Origin of the sequence: Rhizobium leguminosarum (assembly GCF_002953715.1) — a bacterium.
GTDB lineage: Bacteria > Pseudomonadota > Alphaproteobacteria > Rhizobiales > Rhizobiaceae > Rhizobium > Rhizobium leguminosarum_V.
In genome coordinates this window covers 95367-120048 of record NZ_CP025015.1, presented here as the reverse complement: position 1 = coordinate 120048, position 24682 = coordinate 95367, and the positions used below count along the sequence as shown (strand labels likewise).

Below are 24682 nucleotides of genomic sequence, written 5' to 3'. Positions count from 1 at the left end.
CAATGGGAGCTAGAGGGCATGTCGGAATTTCCGGTCATCGACAAAGAAATCGCAAACATCGCACCAGACTTTCGCGCGATCAGCGTCTTCGTTGATATCAAGGATGACACGCGCGGCACCATAGCCAGAAATGTGCTGGAAGAGGCTTGTGATTTTGTCCGAGCTGGAGGGCCAGCCTGGAGTGAAGCACATCTGGCAAGTTGGGCCGAGGCATATAGCCGGTTTGGAGCAAAACCAAATCGCACACCCTGTTCTGCACAGGCGCTGAAGAAGCGGGTGGAGAAAGACGGCCGTATCCCTTCGATCAACCCGATCGTCGATCTCTACAACGCAGTCAGCTTGCGTTTTGCCATACCGGTCGGTGGAGAAAACTTCGACGCCTATGTCGGCAAGCCACGGCTGTCTGTTGCAGACGGAACCGAAGTGTTCGACACGGTTATGAACGGAGAGGCGGTCATCGAAAACCCTACCAAGGGTGAAGTCATCTGGCGCGACGATATCGGTGTCACGTGCCGGCGCTGGAACTGGCGGCAAGGTACCCGGACCCGACTGGAGACGCTGGGTGGCCGGATGTGGTTCATTTTGGAAAGTTTGGCGACAATGCCTGAGGAGGCGCTAGAGGAGGCGGCCAACATGCTGGTGAACGGTTTAAGGCAGCTGGCACCAGGCTGTGAGGTCTACAGACACAAGATTATGGCCGGCTAACGCGCCGGCGGTAAATCCGAGACAATGGCAGGTGAGGAACGTGCGCCGTTTAGGCGGCGCGTGCGGACGTTCGCGTCCATTTTTTACACTCGCAACCACGAATGATGGCGCTGTCAGATACGGCGATGGCGAAGCTTTGCCCGCGGAGGAGTGGGCCAACCCTCGCAAGTCAATGGAGGTGAAATGTACATCGAAACAGTCAAGCCAGCTTTGCAAGTGAGCGACGTTCACAAGAGCTACGGCGCACACAAGGTGCTGAAGGGCATCTCCCTTTCAGCGGAGAAGGGCGACGTGGTCTCGATCATCGGATCTTCGGGCTCAGGAAAGAGCACGTTCCTGCGCTGCATCAACTTCCTCGAAATTCCGGACCAAGGAACCTTCCAGATCAACGGCGAAGACGTGATCTTCCGCAAGGGCCGTGACGGCAAATGCCACCCCGCCAACTGGCGGCAGATCGAGAGGCTGAGGAGTGGCCTCGGCATGGTCTTCCAGAGCTTCAATCTCTGGCCGCACATGACCATTCTCCAGAACGTCATCGAGGCCCCGATCCACATCCTGCGTATCGAGCGTAAAGCGGCGATCGAAAAGGCCGAGGCGCTACTGGCCAAAGTCGGTCTTTACGACAAGAAGGACACCTACCCCGCCTTCCTTTCCGGCGGCCAGCAGCAACGTGCGTCGATTGCCCGCGCGCTCTGCGTCGATCCGGCGGTGATGCTGTTTGATGAACCGACCTCGGCACTCGATCCGGAACTCGTCGGCGAAGTGCTCAAGGTCATCCGTGGGCTGGCCGAGGAAGGTCGCACCATGGTGATGGTCACCCACGAGATGAAGTTCGCACGCGACGTTTCCACCCGCGTCATGTTTTTGCACCAGGGCCAGGTCGAGGAACTCGGCCCTCCGGCCCAGGTCTTTGGTGCACCCACCAGCGCACGCTGCAAGGAGTTTGTTGCAGCCGGTTCGCACTAACCACCACCATCCCAACAGAAAAAGGGGAACCCTAAGATGAAGCATTTGGGAAAAGCTCTAGCTGTCGCAGCATTCATGCTGGCGACGAGCGCCCAAGCGGAAATCCGCTTCGGCGTCGTCAATGAGGCCTATGCGCCCTACACGACAAAGGACGCTTCGGGAAAAGCGATTGGCTGGGAGATCGATCTGATGGATGCGATCTGCAAAGAGCTTAAGGAGAAGTGCACGATCGTCGACGTTGCCTGGGACGGCCTCATTCCGGCTCTGGAGAGCAAGAAGATCGACGTAATCTGGTCTTCGATGTCGATCACCGACGAGCGCAAGAAGCGCATCGATTTCACGGACAAATATTACTCGGCTCTCGCCGGCATGATTGGCGCCAAGGATGGCGTCATGGGCGCGACCGCCGAGCAGCTGAAAGGAAAGACCGTCGGCATCGCCGTGTCGACGACCCAGTCGGCTTACTTCAAGAAGCATTTCGCCGAAATTGCGACCGAGAAAAGTTATGCGACCGTCGATGAATCATTCCAGGACCTCGCGTCGGGCCGCGTCGATTACATCTTTGCCGACACGGGACCGCTGAAGGAACTCCTGAAAGCCGACCTCGGCAAGGAATGCTGCGAATACAAGGGCAGTGTCGAGGCAGATGATGCGGTTCTTGGGGCTGGCGTCGGCGGCGGTATCCGCAAGGGCGACGACGAGCTTCGCGAAAAGCTGAATGGCGCGATCAAAGCTGTCAGGGCGAACGGCACGTATGCCGAGTTCAGCAAGAAGTACTTCGACTACGACCCCTATTGAGTCCACGGGCGAGGCGGATTTGTCACCAGCCGTTGGTGGCAAATCTGCCGGTCCTGTTCTGGAAGGCTTCCCATGAGTTCCTCAAGTTCCATTTTGGACATGCTGTCGATTTCCCCTCCCGGCTGGGGCGGCGTATTGATCACCGGCGCGTTCGCGACCCTGTTTATCTCGTTTGGTGCCTATCTGTTTGGAATGGTGCTGGGCTTGTTCGGCGCACTCGGCAAGTTGAGTGGGTTTGCCCCACTGCAATATGCTCTCAATGTCTATACGACGATCGTCCGTGCCGTGCCGGAGCTCATCCTGATCGTCTCGCTCTACTATGCGGGAACGGATGGGCTGAACCGGATTCTTGCCATGGCGGACCTTGGCCCAGTCGAGGTCAATGGCCTGGTCGCGGCAATCGCGGTGCTGGGCTTTGTTCAGGGAGCCTACATGACCGAGGTTTTGCGGGGCGCGATCCTCGCCATTCCTGTTGGACAGCTTGAAGCCGCCAAGGCCTTTGGGATGCGGCCAGGCTTACGCTTCCGACGCATCGTCTTACCGGCTCTCATCCCCAATGCACTGCCCGGCTTTGCCAATCTGTGGATGTCCGTGATCAAGGACAGCGCCCTGATTGCCGTCGTTGGCTATCAGGAACTGGCTCTTGCGGCACGCGTCGCCGCGAGCAACACCAAGCAGTACATGGTCTTCTTCCTGGCTGCGGCGGCACTTTATCTCGTCATCACGATTCTATCGAACCTGCTGTTCTCTGCGCTCGAAGCCTACTTTCGTCGCGGCCAACGACCTGTAGCGTAGGAGGCGGACATGGATTTCGGTTGGATATTCGAGTACCAGGACTTGCTGCTCTATGGCGCCTTCCTGACATGCCTGCTGCTGACGATTTCGGTCACGCTGGGATTTGCGCTCGCCATCCTCCTGGCGATTGCCCAGGTCGGCCGTGGTTCCATCGCCCGTTGGCTCTCCAAGTCGTACTGCACATTCTTTCGCGGAACGCCTTTGCTCATCCAGCTTTGGCTCATCTATTACGGTCTTGGCTCGTATCTGCCGCATATCCCTGGATTGCGGAGCAGCTTTCTTTGGCCGGTCTTGCGAGAGGGGCTTTTTTTTGCGGCGCTGGCCCTGACGCTCAACTTCGCTGCTTACCAGGGGGAGATTCTTCGGGGAGCCATGCTGGCGGTCCCGAAAGGCGAACTTGAGGCTGCACGCGCCGTTGGCATGTCACCCTGGATGATCCTGCGCCGGATCTGGTTGCCGAGAGCGATCCGGATTGGACTGCCAACATTTGCTGGCGAGGTCGTCCTGCAACTCAAGGCAACGCCGATCGTATTCTCTGTAACTGTGATGGATCTCTACGGTGCTGCCTACAAAATCCGCCAGGATACGCTCCTCGTCTACGAGCCACTCCTCCTCGTCACTGTCTTTTACGTCAGCCTGACTTTCCTGATCACACAAGGGTTCCAGAAGCTGGAAAACGCCATCCCGGTCAGGCGCTGAGGCACTCCACAACCACTCACTTCAACAAAGAGGCCAATTATGTCGAGACCAGACAAACACGACCTATCGACGCTCTCCTTCAATACGCTGTCGGTGCACGGCGGCAACGAAATCGACAAGACATCGGGCGCTATTCGCACACCGATCGTGATGGCGAATTCGTACGAACTTCCTTACGACCCTTCTACAATGGACTGGTCGGACACCGAGAGCCCCTCCTATACGCGCAATTCCGGCCACAATCAGATCGGCCTGCAGCGCAAGCTCGCGGCCATAGAGGGCGGCGAGGATGCAGCCGTCTTCGCAACGGGCGTTGCGGCGCTTCATGCCGTGTTCTTTACGTTCTTGAAGAGCGGCGACCACGTGATTGTCGGTGACGTCACCTATGAGGCCGTGTGGCGACTGTTTTCAGAGCTTTTGCCGCAGCGTTACAATATCGAAGCCACCTTCGTTGATATGGGCAACATGGATGCCGTCCGAGCCGCCGTGCGCCCGAACACCAAGCTGATCCATACAGAGACAATCGCCAATCCAACGACCAAGGTTGCCGATATCGCGACGCTGGCCTCAATCGCAAAACAAGCGGGCGCGCTCCTGTCGGTGGACTCGACCTTCACCCCTCCCCCGTTCTTCCGCCCGCTCGCACTTGGTGCAGATCTCGTCATCCATTCGCTGACGAAATACATCAACGGTCATGGCGACGCGATGGGCGGGGTCGTCATCGGCTCGAAGCCGCTTATCCATCACATCAAGGCAGACGCGCTCGTCGATCTCGGCGGCACGATTTCCCCGTTCAACGCCTGGCTGATCATGCGAGGCTCAGTGACTTTGCCGCTGCGCCTGAAGCAGCAGTTTTCATCGGCAGAGATCGTCGCCCGGTCCCTCGCAGCCGACAAGCGCGTCGCCTATGTCACCTATCCCGGTCTAGACAGCCATGACCAGCACGCGCTTGCCAGAACGCAGTTTGCTGGCAAGGGCTATGGAGCGGTCATGGCTTTTGCCGTCGATGGCGATCCAGATGCGCAGAACCGGTTCGTCGCACATCTCAAGGTCATCACGTCCGCCGTCTCGCTTGGTCACGACGAGAGCCTGATCGTCCATGTCGGCGGCAGTGGCCGAGGCGGTTCCGATCGTTATCCGCCGAACTTCCAGAAATACGGGCATCTGCGGCTTTCGATCGGTCTGGAAGACACCGAGGATCTGATTGCCGACATCAATAACGCCCTCGACGAGACGTTCGGGCAAAGCTGAACACGAAGTCGAGTTGGATATGAATTGCCGCTCGCCGGGCAATTCATGTCGCTGTCAAAGCCTGATGCGCGGCAGACCCGGAGGTCCGCCAGGAAGGATGTTATGTACTGGATAATCCTGTTCGTCGCCGGCCTGCTTGAGGTCGTCTGGGCGTTCTACATGAAAAGATCCGACGGTTTCACGCTGCTCATCCCGTCGGCAATCACCGTCATTGCGATGATTGCCAGCGGCGTGCTGCTGTCCTTTTCGATGAAGGTGCTGCCGCTCGGTACCGCCTACACGGTTTGGACAGGGATCGGTGCAGTTGGCTCCTTTCTGCTCGGAATGGCGATCCTTGGAGAGCCCGCGTCACCCATGCGTCTGGCAGCGGGCGCCTTGATCGTGTCGGGGATTCTCATGATGAAGCTCGCCAGAACCTGATCTACGTCCGGCAGCAGATTGAGCAAAGTGCGCTGCTCTTTGGTCCGTTTGCCTGGTTCCTGCAGAGCAATCCGCATCCCATTCTACCCGCATAGACTTCACTGGAGGATCGTTATGACAGTTTACAATATCGCTCTCATCGGGTTTGGCGGCGTCAATCGCGCCCTGGCCGAACTCATTGCCGCCAAGAACCAGCTCTGGGAGCGCGATCTTGGATTCCGCCTGAATATCGTCGCCGTGAGCGATCTCTATCTTGGCTCCGTGATTTCGCCGAACGGTCTTGATGCGAGGACCCTGGTCGAGGCGAAGTTCGAAAAGGGCGGCTTTGGACAGCTTTCCGGGGGAAGTGCCGAAGCCGACAACGAGACCATTATCAAGACCGCACCCGCAGACATTGTCGTCGAGGCAACGTTCACCAATCCCAAGGACGGCGAACCTGCTGTCTCGCATTGCCGCTGGGCGCTTGAGACTGGCAAACACGTGGTTACCACCAACAAGGGCCCGGTCGCCATTGAGGCCCAGGCGCTCAAGGCGCTGGCAAAGGCCAACGGTGTACGCTTCGAGTACGAGGGCGCCGTGATGAGCGGTACTCCGGTCATTCGCATGGCTGAGAAGACGCTTGCCGGCGCCGAATTGAAGGGCTTCGAAGGAATTTTGAACGGCACATCCAACTTCGTCCTCGGTCGCATGGAAGCGGGTTTGGATTTCGCATCCGCTGTGAAGGAAGCCCAAGAACTCGGCTATGCCGAGGCCGATCCCACCGCCGATGTCGAAGGTTTCGACGTGCGTCTGAAGGTCGTCATCCTGGCAAACGAACTGCTTGGTGCAAATCTCAAGCCCGAGGATGTAAGCTGCAAGGGTATCTCCGGTCTTTCACCTTCCGACATCGAGGATGCAGCACAGGCAAACAGCCGCTGGAAGCTAGTTGGATCGGCTGTCCACAATGACGATGGCAGCGTGACCGGCAGTGTTGCACCGAGGCGGATTAGCCTCGATCATCCCCTCGCAGGCGTCAATGGTGCCACCAATGCGGTGTCGCTCGACACCGAACTGCTGGGCGCCGTGACGATCACCGGACCTGGCGCCGGCCGCATCGAAACCGCCTATGCGCTTCTTTCCGATATCGTCGCCATTCATTCCGCCGGCGCCTCGGCCATCGTTAAGGAGGCTGCATGATGCACAACCTTGCACTCACCCAAACGAACGCTCCTGCAGAAATTGCTGTTACCAGCCCGTTCGACGGTACGATGGTCGGAACGGTCGTGGAAACCTGTGCTACAAGCGTGAACGTGGCTCTGGAGCGGGCAAGGCGCGGGGCGCAGATTGCCCGAACGCTGCCGCGTCACAAGCGAGCGGTGATCCTTGAAAAGGCCGCTGCGGCCATCGAAGCCGCGCGCGAGGACTTCGCGCTTCTCATCGTCAAGGAGGCGGGCAAGACGATTACGCAGGCCCGCAAAGAGACAACCCGGTGCGTCAATACGCTCAAGCTGTCTGCGGACGAGGCCAAACGCAATGCGGGCGAAGTCATCCCGTTCGACGCCTACGCAGGCTCGGAGTCTCGCCAAGGTTGGTACACGAGAGAACCGCTAGGCATCATTGCCGCCATCACGCCCTACAACGACCCGCTCAACCTTGTTGCCCACAAGCTTGGTCCGGCAATTGCCGGCGGCAATGCAGTGCTTTTGAAGCCGTCCGAACTTACCCCTCTCTCTGCCATCAAGCTCGTCGAGGTCCTGGTCGAATGCGGTCTACCCGAGGAAATCATAACGATTGCGATTGGCGGCCCTGAGCTTGGAAAGGCTCTGGTTGCAGCGAGAGACGTTCGCATGATCTCCTTCACCGGTGGCTTTGCCACCGGCGAGGCGATTGCCAAAACAGCAGGCCTCAAGAAGCTTGCCATGGACCTTGGCGGCAATGCTCCTGTCATCGTCATGGAGAATTGCAACTTCGATGCCGCCGTCGAGGCCTGCGTATCTGGAGCCTACTGGGCGGCCGGTCAGAACTGTATTGGCACGCAGCGAATTTTGATCCAGCGGCCGATCTATGAGCAATTCAAGGCGACGTTCGTCGCAGAAACCAGGAAGCTGAAGACCGGCAATCCTTTGGAAGCCGACACTGATGTCGGCCCGATGATCTCACAAAAGGCGGTCGAAAGAGCGGCCGCAATGGTCGAACGGGCGCTCGCTGCCGGTGCGACATTGCTTTGGGGCCATAAGCCGACTGGCAACCTCTATCCGCCGACGGTCCTGGAGAATGTTCCAGCCTCCTGTGACGCCTGGGGCGAGGAAGTGTTCGCGCCAATCGTCATTCTTCAACCCTTCGATGGGCTGGCGGATGCGATCGATCTGGCAAACAGCCCCGAATACAGCCTTCACGCCGGCATTTTTACAAACGACCTGGAAGGGGCGCTTGAGGCTGCAAGCAAGCTCGAGGCTGGAGGCGTCATGATCAACGACTCCTCCGACTATCGCTTCGATGCAATGCCGTTTGGCGGTTTCAAATATGGCAGCATGGGCCGCGAGGGCGTCCGGTTTGCCTATGAGGACATGACCCAGCCGAAAGTCGTGTGCATCAACCGGCTGAAGACGTAACGCCAGGCCGGCTCAAATCCATCGGCAACTCAGGAGTAAAAATGTTCAAGGGTTCTATTACCGCGCTTGTCACGCCTTTTGCTGATGGTCGTGTCGATGAGGTTGCATTGCGCGACCTCGTCGAGTGGCAGATCGAAGAAGGATCCTTCGGTCTCGTTCCATGCGGGACAACGGGGGAAAGTCCGACGCTGAGCCATTCCGAGCATAAGCAGGTGGTCGAGATCACGATCGCGGCCGCCAAGGGCCGTGTGCCCGTCATCGCGGGCGCCGGATCAAACAGCACGGCGGAAGCAATCGACTTCGTTCGCCATGCGCAGGACGCCCGCGCCGACGGTGTGCTGATTGTCGCGCCCTATTACAACAAGCCGACCCAGGAAGGGATCTACCAGCATTTCAAGGCGATCGATGCTGCATCCACTGTTCCGATCATCGTCTACAATATCCCCGGCCGCAGCGTCATCGATATTCAGGTCGAAACGTTGGCTCGCATATTTGAAGACTGCCCCAACGTGAAGGGCGTCAAGGATGCAACCGGCAACCTGTTGCGCCCGTCCCTCGAGCGTATGGCCTGCGGGCACTCGTTCAATCTCCTGACCGGTGAAGACGGCACGGCGCTCGGCTACATGGCGCATGGCGGACATGGTTGCATCTCGGTGACCGCGAATGTCGCACCCGGCCTCTGCGCTGACTTCCAGCAGGCCTGCCTGAACGGCGACTTCGCCGCTGCCTTGAAGCTTCAGGACCGTCTGATGCCCCTGCACCGGGCGCTTTTTCTCGAAACCAACCCTGCTGGGCCGAAATATGCCTTGCAGCGTCTCGGTCGCATACGTGGGGATCTGCGGCTGCCCCTCGTTACGATCAGTCCTTCCGTTCAAGAAGAGATCGATAGCGCCATGCGCCATGCGGGGATCCTGATTTGATGGACAGGACAAAGCTTGCTGAGCGTATCGAGTCAGATCTTATCGGGCCGCTCGCTATTCCTCGACACGTCCTTTACGGCGTCCATACACGGCGCGCGGAGCAGAATTTCGACGTATCGGGCCTGCGCCTGAGGGATTTTCCTGAGCTCATCCAGTCGATGGCGATGGTGAAAAAGGCTACTGCTCTCGCCAACATGGAGCTCGGGCTTCTTTCTGCGGAAAAGGCCGAAGCCATCTCTCAAGCATCCGACGAACTCATCGCGCTCAATGATATCGATGAGAACTTTCCCGTCGACATGATGCAGGGAGGGGCCGGCACCTCGACCAACATGAACGTGAACGAGGTTCTGACAAACCTCGCTCTCTTGAAGATGGGCGCCGACGTCGGTGAGTATTCGAGGCTGCACCCAAATGACGACGTCAATCTGTCCCAGTCGACGAACGACGTCTACCCAACAGCTATCCGGCTGACGATCTTGCGAGCATGCGAAGGGCTTATCGCAGCTGAGGTCGCGCTTCGCGACGCCTTTCGCGGCAAGGCCATGCAATATGCAAGCGCTCTAAAGGTCGGTCGGACACAGTTGCAAGATGCCGTGCCGATGACCGCGGGGCAGGAATTTGAAGCCTTCGCTGAACTCATTGACGAGGATATCGTCCAGGTCCAGTACGCCTCTAAGCTTCTCAAAGAGATAAACCTCGGCGGCTCGGCGATCGGCACGGCAATCAACGTACCCTCAGGCTTCGCGCAGTTGGCCTGCGGTCACCTGTCCCGAATATCTGGCTATCCGTTAATCCCTGCCCGCAACTTCATCGAAGCGACATCGGACACAGGCGGTTTCGTCTCCTTTTCAGGCGTGCTCAAGCGAATTGCGGTTAAACTGAGCAAGATCTGCAATGACCTCCGGCTCCTGAGCAGTGGACCCCGCGGCGGTCTGGGTGAGATCCGCTTGCCGCCTGTTCAAGCCGGCTCGTCCATCATGCCTGGCAAGGTCAATCCCGTCATCCCGGAGATGATGAACCAGATCAGCTTTCAGGTCATCGGCAATGATCTGACGGTGACGCTCGCCGCAAGTGCCGGCCAGCTACAGCTGAATGCCATGGAACCCGTCATCGTTTTGAACATCCTTCAATCGATGCGCATGCTGACCAGAGGCATGGTGGTCTTGAAGGAACGCTGCATCGATGGCATCGAAGTCGACGTCGATCGTTGCAAGGCGTTGCTCGACCAATCTCTCGTTCTTGCCACGCCATTGGCGACGCTGATCGGATACAGCAAAGCGGCATACCTCTCCAAGAAGGCGCTGGTCGAGAAGAGAAACTTGCGAGATGTCGTCGAAGAAGAAAGCGTTCTGACCGAAAGTCAGGCTCATCAGATTTTTGGAGACGCCGCGGAATTTGCCAATGTTTCGAAGATTATGCGCGGTTGAACGGAGGAAAGAATGGCCGTTTTCACGGAAATATCCGACGAGGACCGAAACTCGATCGCGGCGGCCTATGGCATGACCTCCCTGTCATCGGTGATCGGTATTGCCGACGGCGACAGGGAAACAACCTATCTTTTCCGGACGGCGGAGGGTGAGTTCATCGTCACACTGTTCGAAAACGGCGCCGAGCCGCTGGATCTCGAGAGGGCGTTCGCAACGATGGAGACGCTGAACAACAGCGGTATTCCCTGCCCGAAACCAACGCGCACGATTGATGGCGATGCGACCTTCCGGGCGGCCGGCCGTCTCGTTGCCGTCGTGAGTTTCGTATCAGGTTCGTCGACAAACGATCCAACGCCAGGAAAGTGTAAAAGCCTTGGCAGCCTCATGGCGCGGATCCACATGACCCTGCAAGGAGGCAAAAAGCGTTCTCTAAATGAGCTGCCGGCCGGTCCTCTGCATGGAGCCTTGATACCTTCCAACATCTTCTTCCTTGGAGAAGACGTCAGTGGGGTTATCAACTTTCGGCTTCGGCACGATGACGTGCTGATTTCCGAGATTGCGGACGTGCTTGTTGGCTGGACGAGCCTGCCGAGCGGAGCGTTGGAGGAACAAAAAGCTCGGGCCATTCTGGCCGGCTATGAAAGTGTGAGGCTGCTAACTGAGGCAGAGACAGCGGCTCTTCCCGCCTTTGTCCTGGCGTCCGCCGCCAGTCGCTATGCCCGTGCAAACGACAAGACTTACCTCCTTGATGCTGCGATTCGCGCCTTTGAATCTGTGAGATTTGGTGCAGTTGTCGGGAAAACGGAGCCCTCCCCGGCATGAAGTATCTTCTCGACCGCGTCGATGAACAAATCCTATGCGCCTTGAAATCGAACGGGCGTGCTTCTCATGCCGAGCTGTCCGGTCAGGTCAATTTGTCGCGCAATGCTGTTCGCGTTCGAATAGAACGGCTTGAACGCGAAGGCTTTATCAAGGGCTATACAATTGTCACTGGCGAAGGCGGGAACGACAGTCCCATCACCACCGCATTGATGTTTGTCTACCGCCAGGACCGAATGAGGGGCGGCGAGGTCATTCACGCTTTGCGGAAAATTCCGGAGGTCGTCGCTTGCGATGTGATGACGGGCGATTTTGATCTGCTGGTACGGGTCGAATCCGTGGAAGCCGATCGCATACGCCAAATCTGGCAACAAATTTCAGCGCTTCCCGGCGTAAGGGATACCCTCACGGCATTTGCACTCTCCTCTGTCATTCGGAAGTGAGCTGTCGGTCCCGAACTCATCATGTTGGACAGCACTGTAGCTCCAGTGCTCCTAGCCATCACGGAGCGATGCAGCGAATACAAGCGTGGATCGGCGGACTGGAAGACATCGACGATTGCCCGGAGCCTCACGTAAAGGCAGCCCGCAAATGGTTGAGAGCATGTACAACATCCGGTACTGCGGAGTCCGGTATCGGCCTCACTGGCCGCGGCGGCTCGAAATCTCCGATGCCAAGAAGCGCCACGAGCCTGTACATCACTCTGAAACTGCCAAACCGCTTGAACAACGACCAGAGGGGCTCGAACGCTTTTTCCAATCTCTCGACCTCCTCGGCATTGCCGGCCCGCGCCGCCGTCGCAAGCGCGAGCGCTTCAGCGGGAAGCACCCCCGCGACGACGCTATACCAGGCATCGGCGCCAGCAAGCAAAGCGGAGGAAGCTCCCCAGTCACCGCTATATCCGATCGAAAACCCCGTCGGCGACTTGCCGCGCAGATCTGCAAGTTCGGTCTTGAAGTCCTCGTTCGCCGGCAACGGCATCTTGATCGCGGCGATGTTTGGAACTGTGGCGAGCCTGGCGATCAGTGCGCTGCTGAACGTAAACCTGGTCGTGCTCGGATTGTTGTAGATGCAAAGCGGAAGACCGCCACTCTCGGTGACGGCTGCGAAATGCTCAAATACCTCGTCATCCTTCAGCGGAACATACGAGACGGGCGCCAGAAGAAGGCCATCTGCCCCCGCCCCCTTCGCATCGCGTGCCAGAGCCTGCGCCTCGTCAGTGCGAAGCGCACCAACACCGACGATTACCGGAATTCGCCCACCGACGGTTTTGACAGCTGTTTCAACGGCACGCCTGCGCTCATCGCGCGTCAGGAAGGCATAGGCGCCCGTGCTTCCGAGAAGGCCTATGGAGTCAGCACCCGCATCAACTATGCGCTGCAAGAGCGCCGCAAGCACGGCTGGATCAACGCGCCCGGACGCGTCGGCCGGAGTAATTGGAAAAGCAGATAGGCCTTCGAAGAGAGACATGAATGTTGCCTTGGTTATGTGCGGGAAAGCAGGAGACGGATGCCGGCTACGCCGAAGAAGATCGCAAGCGTCCCCTCGATCCAGCAGCGAGCCCGGCTGTAGAAGCGCACCATAGGCGCTGTTGAAAAGACAATAGCATAACCACAAAAGATCGTTACGCTCAGGACAGCACATCCAAAGAGGATTGCTGCCACGGTGTAGGAGGACGCACCCGGGCCAAGGCCAAGCGCCACCAGGGCGATCCAGGCGAGAATTGATTTCGGGTTGGTCAGATGCATCAGCAAGCCGCGTCGGTAGAGTGACGAAGTCGTCTCGGGGGTGTTCGTTCCTGCTGTCTCGACCGGTTTTTCGCCAGCGGTGAGGGCGGCTTTGGCTGCCCTGAACGCCAGGTATAGAAGATAGAGCCCGCCGAAGATTTTCAGGATAATCAGGGCTTCGGCATACCGGGTCAGGATTGCGGAGATTCCGGTGGCAGCCATCGCGCCCCAGAAGATCGAGCCGCTTACGACACCGGCAGCCAGCACGAGCGCTGCGCGCCGTCCTTGGTCCATCGCCACGCCCATGATGCGCATGTTGCTTGGACCGGGACTTCCAGCCGCTATCACATAGGCTGTGTAAACGAGAAGAAGGTGCTGAAACTCCGGGCCCATGCGCATGTCCTTTGTTGATCCAGGGTCCGACCGATGCGCAACCGCCAATTGGGGCGACCATTCTGATTTCGATGGACAATCCGAAGACCGCGCAATTGCTATCGTCAATCAGAGCCCCGCGATTGAGTTAGGAAATGCAAGCCGTTCGATCAGCCACTATCAAAAAGCTGAGGCTTAGGCTAATTAAAGAAACTTACCTCTCTTAAGGCAAACTTACATGCTCGACTACTCCGCATTGCGGGCCTTGGCGGCCGTCGTGCAGACTGGAAGTTTTGAAAAAGCGGCAGGCACGCTCAACGTCACACCATCCGCAATTTCGCAGCGCGTCAAAAACCTCGAAGAGCGAATGGGGATCGCGCTGGTCGTCAGAGGAAATCCGTGCGTTGCTACGGAGCAGGGTCAGTGGGTATGTAGGCACTTGGAAAATGTTGGGCTGCTTGAACGAGACCTCTACGAGCACCTACCGTCGCTCGCGCCGGCCACCGAGTTCATTGAACGGGTGACTGTGCACCTCGCAACAAATGCCGATAGTCTCGCAACTTGGTTTCTCGGGGCCCTTTCGGCATTCGCCAAGTCTTCAAATTATCTCCTGGACGTTGTTATTGATGACGAGGGCGACACGGCGGATTGGTTAGAGCGCGGGCGGGTGATTGCAGCTGTGACAGGCAGCGAAAGGCTGGTTCCTGGATGCCGGCGCACCGCCCTCGGTTCGCTGCGTTACCGTGCTACGGCAAGCCCGGAGTTTGTAGAACGCCATTTTTCAGGAGGCGTTAGCGCCGAGGCGTTGCGGACTGCACCGGCCCTAACGTTCAACCAGAAAGACAAGCTTCAGGACCGTTGGATTGCCCAGATACTCGGTGAAGAGATTGCTTGTCCGACGCATTTTCTCCCCTCGACACAGGCTTTCATTGACGCAAGCGTCGAAGGCATGGGGTGGGGCATGAACCCGGAGCATCTTGCCCGCCCTCATCTACAGAAGGGAAGGCTGGTGGAGCTAATCCCTAATAAGGCTCTCGACGTCTCACTTTTCTGGCAGGTCAACAAACTTGCTGCAGAACGGTTTGCGACGCTCACCGACCTTGTCATGGCAGCCGCCAAGCAGCACCTCGTCGATTGAACAGAGCTCAACGTTAGGCGCGCATTCCCAGACATAATGCTCGAGAGAGCTTTGCGCGTCCTTGCCTGGGACGATTGCCTCCTCAGGATATTGGTAGGTCAGTTCCTCGAGCGAGAACTGGCAGCGATCGGCGATTTCCATCGTCCGGGCCAATGCGTCCGGGTAACGGGGAAACAGCCGCTGCATCTCCTCGGGCGGCTTGAGGAATCTATCCGCATGACCGGCGGCCGAACGACCAGATGCGGCTACACGAGTTGTCGAACATGGCCACACACTTCAAGGTGAAGACCGTTGTGACGAATGACGTTCTTTTCCACGAACCGTCTCGCCGTCAGCTGCGGGACGTCGTCACCTGTATTCGCACCAGAACCACGATCGATCACGTCGGTTTCGAGAGGGAGCGGTGCACGACATTGCCGTGGTCGGATGTTCAGTGGCAACAGCACCAATATCAACATTCTGTTGCAATCAAAACATTATGTTGATATCCAATAAGTGTTTGAAGACCTCATCCGGAGGGGGAGTGAATATGAAGTTCTCGATCATGGGCTTCGTGGCCGCGGCCTTCATGGCCAGCGCCGGCATGGCGAAGGCGCAGGAAACGGTACCGCTGACATCGAAGACGCTCGACGCCGTCAAGGTGCGGGGTCAGTTGTCCTGTGGCGTCATCGGCGTTAGCCCGGGATTCTCGTTGCCCGACAGCCAGGGCGTGATGCGCGGCATTGATGCCGATCAGTGCAGAGCGGTCGCCGCGGCCACGCTCGGCGATGCCGAGAAGGTCAAATGGGTCGTGCTTACGCCGCAACAGCGTTTCACTGCACTCCAGTCCGGTGAGGTCGACGTGGTCTATGCGAATGTCACGTGGACGATGACCCGGGAAAGCCAGCTCGGTCTGCAATTCCCCAATATCTATTACTACGATGGCATCGGCTTCATGGTGAAGAAGTCGCTCGGCATCGCCGATGCCTCGGGACTCGATGGCGGCAGCCTCTGCATGCTGACCGGCGGCACGACCGAACTTTCGGTTCAGGAATATTTCTCGCTTCACAAAATGACCTACACGCCCGTCCTTTTCTCGGAAGGCGAGGAGGCTCGCAAGGCGCTGCTCGCCGACCGCTGCGATGCCTACGTCTCGGATGCCTCGGACCTCGCGGCTTCGAAGGCAGCGCGTGGCGAAGCTGGAAACGACCTGCTCATCCTGCCAGAACGCATCACTGCGGAGCCTTTGGGGGGCGTCGTGCGCAAGGGTGACGAGCGCTGGTTCGACATCGTTCGCTGGACGCATTACGCGATGGTGAATGCTGAAGTGCTGGGTATCGACAGCAAGAATCTCGACAAGTCGCTTGCATCGGAAAATCCCGCCGTCCGCCGCTTCCTCGGCCTAGAGGGCGAACTCGGCCAGACCCTCGGCCTGTCGAACGACTTCACCCAGAAGATCATCAAGCAGGTCGGCAATTTCGGTGAGGTCTGGGATCGCAACATCGTGGGCGTCGACCGCGGCATGAACGATGTCTGGACCAAGGGCGGTCTGCAGTACTCCCCGCCATTCCGTTGAAGCCGAATGGGTGGCGCGGCCTTCGCCGTGCCACCGTCTTCTCCCGATCCACCGAAGCTGGCGACATGAAATACGCAAGCCGTGACGTAGTCAGTTCGATCGTCGTCCAAATGCTCCTGATCCTGGCGGTCGGGGGTATTGGTTGGTTCCTAGTCGCGACAACGCTTGGGAACCTCGAGTCCCGAGGGGTGTCGACCGGGTTCGCCTTCCTCTGGCGCATTGTCAGCATGCCGATCGCCAACAGCTGGATCGAGTTCACGCCGGGCGTGCACACTTATGCCCGTGCGCTGCTGATCGGGCTTCTGAACACGCTGACCGTCTCAGCTGCCGTGATCATCGTGTCCACCGCCGTCGGAACCTTCTTTGGCATCGCGCGTCTGTCGCCCAATCTGCTGCTAGCGAAATCCTGCGGTGCCTATGTCGAGGCCGTGCGTAATGTTCCGGTGCTGCTGCAGCTCGTCTTCTGGTACCAGCTGATCCTGCAACTGCCGGCGCCGCGCGCTGCCTTCAAGCTCGCGGACGGGTTCTTCATTTCCAACCGAGGCATACGCTATCCCTCGGTTGGAGACGGGACAGCGGTCGGCATCGCCGGGTTGACGCTTCTGGTCGTCATCATCGCCTTCATCTTCGCAGCAGGGCTGCAGCGCAAGGGCAAGATACGGTTCGGTCGATTGCTGTCCCTTCCCATATTCCTGATCCTCGCCATCTGCCTGCCGGTCGCCGCGGTCTTGCTGTCAGGGCAAGTCACCGTGCCCGATGTGCCGGTCCTGAAAGGACTCAATTTCCGGGGCGGCGCAACATTGACGCCGGAATTGTCGGCGCTGGTGATCGGCCTCTCGGTCTATACCTCCGCCTTCGTCGCCGAGATCGTTCGGGCTGGCATTCTCGGCGTTCCCTCCGGCCAGCGCGAGGCTGCAATGGCGCTCGGCCTTGGCCCGATCGTCACGCTGCGCAAGGTCATCATGCCGCAGGCGCTCAGGATTATCATTCCGCCGCTGAGCAGCGAATATCTCGGCGTGATCAAGAACAGCTCGCTTGCCGTGGCGGTTGGCTATCCCGATCTTTTCGCCATCGTGAATTCGATGATCAGCGATACCGGGCAGGCGGTGGAAGGGGTCACCATCATCATCCTGGCCTTCCTGACGATCAGCCTCGCCGTCAGCGCGCTGATGAACTGGTATAACCGCTCCGTCGCCCTGGTGACTCGATGAGCCATTTTATCGTGACCGTCGAGAAGTCCGCTCTACCAAGGCCAGTAGATCCGTCCGACCGCGGCGTTGCCGGCTGGCTGAGACGGCACCTTTTCAGTTCCTGGCTATCGACAGCGATTACCTTGATTATGCTCTTGGTGCTGGGCAAGCTTGCGTGGTTGTTCCTGGACTGGGCCGTGTTCCGTGCGGTCTGGTCGGCGCCGTCTCTTGATACGCAGGCCTGCCGCTCCGCCGATGCCGGAGCGTGCTGGGCGTTGATCCGTGAGAAGTACCGGTTCATCCTGTTCGGCCTCTATCCGCATGCCGAACAATGGCGGCCGGCGCTGAGCGTTCTGATTTTCATCTCGCTTTATCCACTCTCCGCCGACCGTCGACTGTGGGGATGGACGCTTGTCATGCTCTGGGTCGCCGGTTTGGCGACCGTCTTCGTCCTGATGTATGGCGGGGTCATGGGCCTTGCCTATGTCCCCGAGGATCAATGGGGCGGGCTACCGGTCACACTCATGCTCGCGACCTTCGGCATCGCGCTCGCATTGCCCCTTGCGGTCGTCGTGGCGCTGGGGCGCTCCTCGGCCAATCCGACCGTCAGGACGATGTGCGTCATTTATGTCGAGCTGATCCGCGGCATACCACTAATCAGCGTGCTGTTCATGGCCAGCGTCATGTTTCCGCTTTTCCTTCCCGACGGGATGAACTTCTCCAAGCTGTTGCGCGCCCAACTCGGCATCGTCCTCTTCATGGGCGCCTATCTGTCGGAGACGATCCGCGGCGGATTGCAGGCCGTGCCAGCGGGACAATCCGAGGCCGCCCAATCGCTCGGTCTGGGATACTGGAAGACGATGTATTTCGTCGTCATGCCGCAGGCGCTCACGCTCGTCCTGCCGCCGATCATCAGCCTCTGCATCGGCCTGTTCAAGAGCACGTCGCTCGTTATGATCATTGGCATCTTCGATCTCCTCAATGCGGGCAAGCGCGCAATCGCCGAACCCGCATGGCAAGGCTTCGGCGCCGAGGCCTATATTTTCGTGGGCGCCATCTATTTCGCTTTCTGCTTCTCGATGGCGCGCTTCGGCTCCGGGCTGGAAAAGCGGCTTCGTCGGGACAGATAAGAGCATTTGGCATGGATGAAACGACAATGCTTGATATTGACGCGGTGAGGTCGACTTTCCCCTACCTCCGCCAGCGGGTCTACCTCAACACCGCTGCGACCGGCATCATGCCCCTTAATATCGGCGAGGCTGTCGGGCGCAAGCTCGACGGCATGTTCAGCCGTGGCTACGACGCCGCCGAGGAATGGCAGAGCGTGGCTGGTAGCGTGAAAGCGAAACTCGCGCGGCTCATGGGAGTGGAAAGCCAGGATATCGGCTTCGCGTCGAGCACTTCAGAAGTCCTGAACCTCGTCGCATGGTCCGTGCCTGTCCGCGCCAACGATCAGGTCGTCGTCTGCCAGGACGAATTTCCCACGGTGCTCGCCGTGGCCAATACGCTAAGCGGGCGCGGCGCCGAACTCGTGACCGTCGCGGTGGATTCGGAGACCAATCGGACAGCGGCGCTGGCCACCTCGATCAAGCGTGGCGGCGTCGTGCTCGTGTCACATGTCCATTGGGAAACCGGAACCGAAGTCGATCTGCAGGTCCTCTTCGAGGTCTGCCAGGCCAAGAGGGCGTTTCTCGTGGTGGACGGGATTCACGGCCTCGGCGCCGTGCCTGTATCGGCGCGGTTTGCAGATGTTTACGCGGCATCGACATTCAAATGGCTACTCTCCGGCTTTGGCCTAGCGATCTCGGTCACCAGCCTGCGATTCAGGCAATCGCTGGAGCCGGTATTTCGGGGATACTCGAACCCCGCACCGTCTAGGGAACTGCAATACAGCCATTCCAACTATCCCGGGCTCACCACGCTCGATTTCGGACTGGCCTATCTTGAGGGTTTAGGCTGGGACAACATCTTCCGCCGCAATCGATCGCTCTGCAGGCGGCTGGCCGATGGACTAGCAGCACTCGGCGTTCCGCTCGTGAGCCCGGCCGGATCGGCTCCGATCGTGAGCTTTCGTTCCGGGGATGCCGGTCGTCTGGTCGAGGCAATGAATGCGGAGGGCGTGAGCGTGGCCGCCCGAGGCACCAATGTCCGGGCATCCCCGCACTTCTATAATGACGAAGCCGATATCGACGCGTTCATCGATCGTCTCAAAAAATTGGAAAGGAATTGAATTCATGTCCGTCGCAGCACGACTTGCTGAACTCGGGATCACGCTGCCGGATGAATTCGGAGCACTGGCATCCTACGTTCCGTCCCGTCGCTCCGGAAACCTGGTTTTCATTGCCGGGCAGGGGCCGATTGCCGGCGGCAAAGCGGTGATGCGCGGCAAGCTTGGCCGGGAATTCACTGTCGCGGAGGGTATGGAAGCGGCGCGAATGTCCATTGTCAATGGGCTCGCAGTTATCAATCGCGAGATCGGCGATCTCGACAGGGTCACGCAGATCGTAAAACTCAATGGCTATGTCAATTCCACCGACGATTTCGAGGACCAACACCTGGTCATCAATGGTGCGTCGGAATTGCTGGTCGAGATCTTCGGCGAGACCGGTCGGCATGCCCGTGCCGCGGTCGGTACGAATACGCTTCCCTTCGGCGTTCCCGTCGAAATCGAGATGGTGGTAGAAGTAAAGCTGTGACCGTGCCGCGTGCCCACTGAATTGCCGTCGCACGCAGTCAAGAGCTTGCTAGACAGATTTGTGACTTATCGCGGAGAAGATCGAATTCAATGGCAGTTGAACGTATGCGGCCTTCTACCGACGCTGAACGCAGACTCGTGATCGATGCGCTGGCAAGTGTCGTCGCCGGTCTTGCCAAATGTTTCGGGCCAAATACCGAGATCGTACTGCATGATCTCGCCAAGCCCGAGGAGTCCATTGTCGCTATCGCCAATGGCAAGCTGAGCGGCCGGACCGTCGGCAGTTCCATCATCAGCGGCCCCTTCGGCGATGTGGGCCTGAAGAAGCTGATCGCCGGCGATATGAATGAAGTCAATGAACCTCGGACGATCGTCGATGGTTACAAGACCAGGACGCGGACTGGGCTGGAACTCGAATCCACGAGCATCCTTTTGAGAGACAACGAAGGCACGGCCTATGCTGCCATCTGCGTGAATGCAGATCGAAGTAAGATGCGAGAACTCAAAGCGTTGATTCTGGAACTCGCCAACGAACAGCAGCAGGCGGATGATCCTGGCGAGGGCGGCGCGCTTTCGGTCGAGGAGATCGTTACCGAGATCATCGACACCAGCATCAAGGCCACGGGCAAGACCGTCGGCCAGATGCAGAAGGAAGACAAGATGGAAGCGGTCCGCAACATGAGCCTTCGCGGCCTGTTCATGATCCGCTCCAGCGTCGACGTCGCCGCCGCCAGCCTCGGGATTTCGAGGTTCACTGTCTATAGCTATCTCGAGCAGATCAAGTCCGCCTCCAAATAGGTCGAGGCGAGCGTTGGCTCACGCTGAACGTAATCTACCGAAACGGCCCCAGATCGTTGCGGCCGCCCACGACAACGATTTTGCGGAGTGTGCCGTCGGCCTCCGGGCTCCATCTCAGTGCCCTTGCCCGGGGAATGCCGGCGGACCAGATCGCCGAAGTGCCCGCCGTCAGCCGATCACGGCGTCACAGCCCAGATATTGTCTCTGTGAGCCGTGAGCGCAATCCCGCGAGCCGGGCCAATGCTGGGTATGGCGCTCCTCCACGGCCCGCATCGCAGAAGGGGTGCCATCAACCAAATAACCTGAGAGCCTGATCTGCGCGGGAACAACACGCGCTTACGACCGCATTCACGTAGCGCCTTCGCGCCCGTTTCTCGCAGAAGGGTCGCGGAGGCCGGTTTTCACATGGCTAGTAGCGCTCATCCAACTTGCTCGACCGTCTTCGAACCTCACGCCTTGACAGGAATCGACCCTGCGAAGCACAGTCCCCGACCAGCGAGTCACTTCAAGGCGATGAACGTCGCAGGGTCGAGCTGGGAAATCCGAACGGCAACTTGTGTGATCGCAGCGTCCCCGACCAATTGCTGGATTTCCCTGGCAAGATCCATGAGTTTCTGACGCGTCCGTTCTGCTTTCGGCAGGAGGAAAAGCTCGAGGTTCACCGCCGGAAGGTTTGCCATCGCGTAGACTGGAATGACAGCAAACTGGCAGGCGTCGATGTTGACGTCCAGCCTTTCGCATAACAATTTGCTCAGCGGCACCAGAGCGGCCTCAATCTTCAGATGAGACTGCTCTGGCAGTGATCGATCCACGTAAATCTTCATATTTGGCATCTCGGCCGCCTCACGGTGGGTTAAGGACAAAATCGAATGGCGAACGCCAGACGGTTTCACCGCCGAGCACACGCTCATACGGCGCGATCAACTTGGCTTTGACACCGAAGACGGCGTCGGATGAAAGATAGTTATCGTCGCCGACGAACGTATGGGTTACCAGTTTCTGGAAGCCGGCGGCCGCGACGATGTAGTGCATATGTGCAGGCCGATAGGGATGCCGGCCAAGATGCTTCAGCATCTGGCCCACAGGCCCATCTGCGGGAATGGGGTATGAGACGGGCTTGATTCCGACGAAGCTGTAGCGTCCGTCGGAGCCGGTCACGAAGGTTCCGCGGTTGTTCCATTTAGGCTGGATGTCAGGTTGCTGCACATCGTAAAAGCCTTCGGCATTGTCTGACCAAACATCGATGATTGCACCCTCGATCGGATGTCCGTCCAGATCGACCACAGTGCCTTCGAAGACACAGCTCTCGCCCTTCCCGTCAAGCGTGATGCGATCGCCCATCGCAAGACGGGGAGCCCCGGCGACATGGAACGGTCCAAGCACGGTGTTTTCCGTTGCGCCCGGTTGCCTGCGGTTGTTGATCGCATCCACCAACATGGATACGCCTAGCGTGTCGGATAGCAGGATAAATTCCTGCCGTTCTTGCGAACAAATCTTGCCGGTCTCCGTCAGAAACCGAATTGCGGTTTCCCATTCCTGTTGCGAAACCTTCGCTTCCTTGATGAAGGCATGCAGATGCTTCACAAGCAAGGTCATGACCTCCCTCACGCGAGGATCAATGTCGGAGGCCATGCGCCCGTTTACCGCCTCGACGGAGGCTCCTTCGGTGAAATAATTTGTCATACCTGTTCCTTTCGAGTGAGAATTGGCTTGCCTTCATCCCGAAGCCTACCTGCTAAAAAGGCGCGGACCTGGTTCCTGATGTGGATCACTCTGGCCTCCGGGTTCACGACGAAGCCGGCCTCGCCCCTTCCCATGCCATCTGAAGCATCTCTCGGATTGCCGTAGCTTCCAGAGGCCGGGGGTTCCAGTAAGGGTTTCGCATGGCAATATCTGTGGCTTTGTCCAGATCCTCGGCGGCCAGTCCGAAATCTTGGAGCCTGGTCGGGGCGCCTATGCCGAGCGCGAAATCGTAAAGCCCTGTCGAGGCACGATCAGTCCCCATAAAGGCGGCAACAGGTGCAAGCAGGTGCGGCACCGCCGCCTCTGTATACGCTACTGTATGAGGAAGAAGGATGGCATGCGTTTCCGAATGCGGCAGGTCGAAGCTGCCGCCCAGTGTGTGGCAGATTTTGTGATGCAGTGCCATTCCGACAGCACCTAAAACGACGCCACACAGCCAGGAGCCGTAAAGCGCGTCGGTGCGGGCCGTTGGATCGTGGGGGGCGCCGATAATGGCAGGCAGTGCCTTGTGCAGTGCTGCGACGCCCTCCATCGCCATCATTGAGGACACCGGGTTGCGATCCTGGGCGTACAGCCCTTCCACGGCATGGGCCATGGCGTTGAGGCCGCTGCTAACTGTCATTTTGACAGGCAGGTTGTAAGTCAGTTCCGGATCGTAGATCACTGTTTCGGGCAGAATTGATGCATCACGCACAGTGGTCTTGATGCCGTTTTCTGTCTGCCCGAGGATCGGGGTCACTTCCGATCCGGCATAGGTTGTGGCGATGACTAACTGGGGCGTATCAGTCCGGTAGGCGATGGCCTTGCCCAGCCCGATCGTTGAACCTCCGCCCAAGGAAATGACGCAGTCCGCACCGGCGTCAGCAAAGACCCGAAGCGCTTCGATCGTCACGTCGACGGGCGTGTGCATCATGGCACCGCTGAAGACCCCCACACAGACGGATCCCAACTGTTCGACAAGCCTTTGCGCGTCCTTTTCCTGGAACGGTGTCGACAGGACAAGGGCCTTATGCCGACCAAGGCCACGCAATTCTTCGGCCACCTGAGAGATCGCCCCCACACCGAACACGATGCGAGGAATAGTGCCTTTGTAGATAAACGGCTCGCGCATGGTCTTCTCCTCCTGGATGCAAACGGTGCAACTGTCGTCGCTGCCGGGTCAGCCCATGCGCTCGGAGGCATAGCTTCCCGGGCTCGGCGGGAAGACGACGGTGCGATTTCCATTGATAAAGGTCCGATGGTGGATGTGAGCGTGGATGGCGCGGGCGAGCACCTGTGCCTCCACGTCACGACCCAGGGAGACATAGTCTTCGGCCGACTGCGCATGCGTGATGCGTACGATGTCCTGCTCGATGATCGGCCCTTCGTCTAGATCGGCAGTGACGTAATGTGCCGTCGCGCCGATGAGCTTCACGCCGCGCGTATAGGCCTGCTTGTAGGGATTGGCGCCCTTGAAGCTCGGCAGAAAGGAATGATGGATATTGATGATCCGCCCGGACATTTTCTGGCACATCTCGTCGGAGAGTATCTGCATGTAACGGGCGAGTACGATCAGCTCAGTGCCGGTGCTCTCGGCCAGCGCCATGATGCGTCCCTCCGCCTCCGCCTTGTTGGCCTTGGTCACTGGAATGTGGTGGAAGGGGATGTCGTGATTGACCACCAGCTTCTGGTAATCGAAATGGTTTGACACCACGCCAACGATGTCGATCGGCAGCGCACCGATCTTCCAGCGATACAGCAGGTCGTTGAGGCAATGGCCGAAACGCGACACCATGAGAAGCACTTTCATGCGCTCCTGCGCATCGAAAATATCCCATTCCATGCCGAATTTGTCCGCTACCGTCATGAAGCCTTCCGACAGCTCGGGCCGCAACACGCCTTCTTCGGAGATGAAGCTGACGCGCATGAAGAACTTGCCGGTGTCCCGGTCATCGAACTGCGAGCTGTCGACGATGTTGCAACCCTTGGCCGCGAGGAAGCCGGAAATCGCCGCGACAACGCCACGTGTGGTTTGGCAGGAACCCGTCAAGACATAGTTCTTCATTCTATCCCCGTATCTGTTAGGGCTCTTCA

General features: G+C 58.6%; 26 protein-coding genes and 2 pseudogenes. 21 read left to right on the top strand and 7 right to left on the bottom strand.

The features are described 5' to 3' along the window. Positions 1–18 precede the first annotated feature (18 nt). The 13 genes from CUJ84_RS32790 (at position 19) to CUJ84_RS32730 (ending at position 11834) form a co-directional block, all read left to right on the top strand. The gene (locus CUJ84_RS32790) at positions 19–705 is read left to right on the top strand and encodes a B3/B4 domain-containing protein (protein ID WP_105009737.1); all 687 of its coding nucleotides are present in this window, start codon (positions 19–21) and stop codon (positions 703–705) included. A 183-nt stretch (positions 706–888) separates the two neighbouring features. Further along, the gene (locus tag CUJ84_RS32785; protein WP_105009736.1) at positions 889–1671 is read left to right on the top strand and encodes an ABC transporter ATP-binding protein; all 783 of its coding nucleotides are present in this window, start codon (positions 889–891) and stop codon (positions 1669–1671) included. A gap of 36 nt (positions 1672–1707) precedes the next feature. Continuing rightward, positions 1708–2469: a transporter substrate-binding domain-containing protein gene (locus CUJ84_RS32780; RefSeq protein ID WP_105009735.1), complete on the top strand. Its 762-nt coding sequence runs from the start codon at positions 1708–1710 to the stop codon at positions 2467–2469. A gap of 72 nt (positions 2470–2541) precedes the next feature. Continuing rightward, positions 2542–3264, top strand: a complete 723-nt coding sequence (locus CUJ84_RS32775; RefSeq protein WP_018484474.1) for an ABC transporter permease — start codon at positions 2542–2544, stop codon at positions 3262–3264. Positions 3265–3273: 9 nt separating this feature from the next. Continuing rightward, positions 3274–3963: an ABC transporter permease gene (locus CUJ84_RS32770; RefSeq protein WP_062942557.1), complete on the top strand. Its 690-nt coding sequence runs from the start codon at positions 3274–3276 to the stop codon at positions 3961–3963. Positions 3964–4002: 39 nt separating this feature from the next. Further along, on the top strand, positions 4003–5214 hold the full coding sequence (locus tag CUJ84_RS32765; protein ID WP_018484476.1) for a trans-sulfuration enzyme family protein: 1212 nt from the start codon (positions 4003–4005) through the stop codon (positions 5212–5214). A gap of 102 nt (positions 5215–5316) precedes the next feature. Further along, positions 5317–5634: a DMT family transporter gene (locus CUJ84_RS32760; RefSeq protein ID WP_105009734.1), complete on the top strand. Its 318-nt coding sequence runs from the start codon at positions 5317–5319 to the stop codon at positions 5632–5634. A gap of 114 nt (positions 5635–5748) precedes the next feature. Continuing rightward, positions 5749–6810, top strand: a complete 1062-nt coding sequence (locus CUJ84_RS32755) for a homoserine dehydrogenase (protein ID WP_105009733.1) — start codon at positions 5749–5751, stop codon at positions 6808–6810. After that, positions 6807–8225 carry an aldehyde dehydrogenase family protein gene (locus CUJ84_RS32750; protein ID WP_199788884.1) on the top strand — a complete coding sequence of 473 codons (1419 nt, stop codon included), beginning with the start codon at positions 6807–6809 and terminating at the stop codon, positions 8223–8225. Before CUJ84_RS32755 ends, CUJ84_RS32750 begins: the two co-directional genes overlap by 4 nt. Before the next feature lie 41 nt (positions 8226–8266). Next, positions 8267–9145: a 4-hydroxy-tetrahydrodipicolinate synthase gene (gene dapA, locus CUJ84_RS32745; RefSeq protein ID WP_105009732.1), complete on the top strand. Its 879-nt coding sequence runs from the start codon at positions 8267–8269 to the stop codon at positions 9143–9145. Further along, positions 9145–10572, top strand: a complete 1428-nt coding sequence (locus tag CUJ84_RS32740) for an aspartate ammonia-lyase (protein WP_105009731.1) — start codon at positions 9145–9147, stop codon at positions 10570–10572. The genes dapA and CUJ84_RS32740 overlap by 1 nt, the downstream gene beginning before the upstream one ends. 12 nt (positions 10573–10584) lie before the next feature. Continuing rightward, complete coding sequence (locus CUJ84_RS32735; RefSeq protein WP_105009730.1) at positions 10585–11394, top strand: phosphotransferase; 810 nt, start codon at positions 10585–10587, stop codon at positions 11392–11394. Further along, positions 11391–11834, top strand: coding sequence for an Lrp/AsnC family transcriptional regulator (locus tag CUJ84_RS32730; RefSeq protein WP_018484483.1), 444 nt, complete (start codon positions 11391–11393; stop codon positions 11832–11834). The genes CUJ84_RS32735 and CUJ84_RS32730 overlap by 4 nt, the downstream gene beginning before the upstream one ends. Before the next feature lie 127 nt (positions 11835–11961). Here the strand turns inward: CUJ84_RS32730 and CUJ84_RS32725 are convergent, their stop codons facing one another. Continuing rightward, complete coding sequence (locus CUJ84_RS32725) at positions 11962–12861, bottom strand: dihydrodipicolinate synthase family protein (protein ID WP_105009729.1); 900 nt, start codon at positions 12859–12861, stop codon at positions 11962–11964. A gap of 14 nt (positions 12862–12875) precedes the next feature. After that, positions 12876–13511: a LysE family translocator gene (locus CUJ84_RS32720; protein ID WP_105009728.1), complete on the bottom strand. Its 636-nt coding sequence runs from the start codon at positions 13509–13511 to the stop codon at positions 12876–12878. Between the two features lie 217 nt (positions 13512–13728). Here CUJ84_RS32720 and CUJ84_RS32715 point away from each other — a divergent pair, with 217 nt between their 5' ends. Further along, a complete protein-coding gene (locus CUJ84_RS32715; RefSeq protein WP_018484486.1) occupies positions 13729–14628 on the top strand; it encodes a LysR family transcriptional regulator ArgP in 900 nt (299 codons plus the stop codon). Between the two features lie 12 nt (positions 14629–14640). On the opposite strand, the pseudogene CUJ84_RS39010 reads toward CUJ84_RS32715, so the two are convergent. Continuing rightward, positions 14641–14850 (bottom strand): annotated as a pseudogene (locus tag CUJ84_RS39010) (PHP domain-containing protein); the annotation flags it as partial. Between CUJ84_RS39010 and CUJ84_RS39005 the strand changes: the two are divergent. From CUJ84_RS39005 to CUJ84_RS32675, 7 genes and pseudogenes are all read left to right on the top strand, one after another. Next, positions 14850–15032, top strand: a pseudogene (locus CUJ84_RS39005) (PHP domain-containing protein); the annotation flags it as partial. The pseudogenes CUJ84_RS39010 and CUJ84_RS39005 sit on opposite strands and share 1 nt — an antisense overlap. Before the next feature lie 125 nt (positions 15033–15157). Next, positions 15158–16183 carry an amino acid ABC transporter substrate-binding protein gene (locus CUJ84_RS32700; RefSeq protein ID WP_018484489.1) on the top strand — a complete coding sequence of 342 codons (1026 nt, stop codon included), beginning with the start codon at positions 15158–15160 and terminating at the stop codon, positions 16181–16183. 65 nt (positions 16184–16248) lie between these two features. Next, on the top strand, positions 16249–17394 hold the full coding sequence (locus tag CUJ84_RS32695) for an amino acid ABC transporter permease (RefSeq protein ID WP_105009727.1): 1146 nt from the start codon (positions 16249–16251) through the stop codon (positions 17392–17394). Beyond that, positions 17391–18503, top strand: coding sequence for an amino acid ABC transporter permease (locus tag CUJ84_RS32690; RefSeq protein ID WP_105009726.1), 1113 nt, complete (start codon positions 17391–17393; stop codon positions 18501–18503). Before CUJ84_RS32695 ends, CUJ84_RS32690 begins: the two co-directional genes overlap by 4 nt. Positions 18504–18514: 11 nt before the next feature. After that, positions 18515–19603, top strand: a complete 1089-nt coding sequence (locus tag CUJ84_RS32685) for an aminotransferase class V-fold PLP-dependent enzyme (protein WP_105009725.1) — start codon at positions 18515–18517, stop codon at positions 19601–19603. Between the two features lie 4 nt (positions 19604–19607). After that, a complete protein-coding gene (locus CUJ84_RS32680; RefSeq protein WP_018484493.1) occupies positions 19608–20069 on the top strand; it encodes a RidA family protein in 462 nt (153 codons plus the stop codon). Positions 20070–20158: 89 nt separating this feature from the next. Next, positions 20159–20866: a helix-turn-helix transcriptional regulator gene (locus CUJ84_RS32675; protein WP_080642921.1), complete on the top strand. Its 708-nt coding sequence runs from the start codon at positions 20159–20161 to the stop codon at positions 20864–20866. A 500-nt stretch (positions 20867–21366) separates the two neighbouring features. Here the strand turns inward: CUJ84_RS32675 and CUJ84_RS32670 are convergent, their stop codons facing one another. The 4 genes from CUJ84_RS32670 to purU form a co-directional block, all read right to left on the bottom strand. Beyond that, entirely contained in the window at positions 21367–21699 is a 333-nt protein-coding gene (locus CUJ84_RS32670; protein ID WP_245457644.1) for a hypothetical protein, read from the bottom strand. A gap of 10 nt (positions 21700–21709) precedes the next feature. After that, positions 21710–22549, bottom strand: a complete 840-nt coding sequence (locus CUJ84_RS32665; RefSeq protein ID WP_105009723.1) for a dioxygenase — start codon at positions 22547–22549, stop codon at positions 21710–21712. 103 nt (positions 22550–22652) lie between these two features. Next, positions 22653–23720: a maleylacetate reductase gene (locus CUJ84_RS32660; protein ID WP_105009722.1), complete on the bottom strand. Its 1068-nt coding sequence runs from the start codon at positions 23718–23720 to the stop codon at positions 22653–22655. Between the two features lie 48 nt (positions 23721–23768). Further along, positions 23769–24653 carry a formyltetrahydrofolate deformylase gene (purU, locus tag CUJ84_RS32655; RefSeq protein WP_105009721.1) on the bottom strand — a complete coding sequence of 295 codons (885 nt, stop codon included), beginning with the start codon at positions 24651–24653 and terminating at the stop codon, positions 23769–23771. Positions 24654–24682 lie beyond the last annotated feature (29 nt).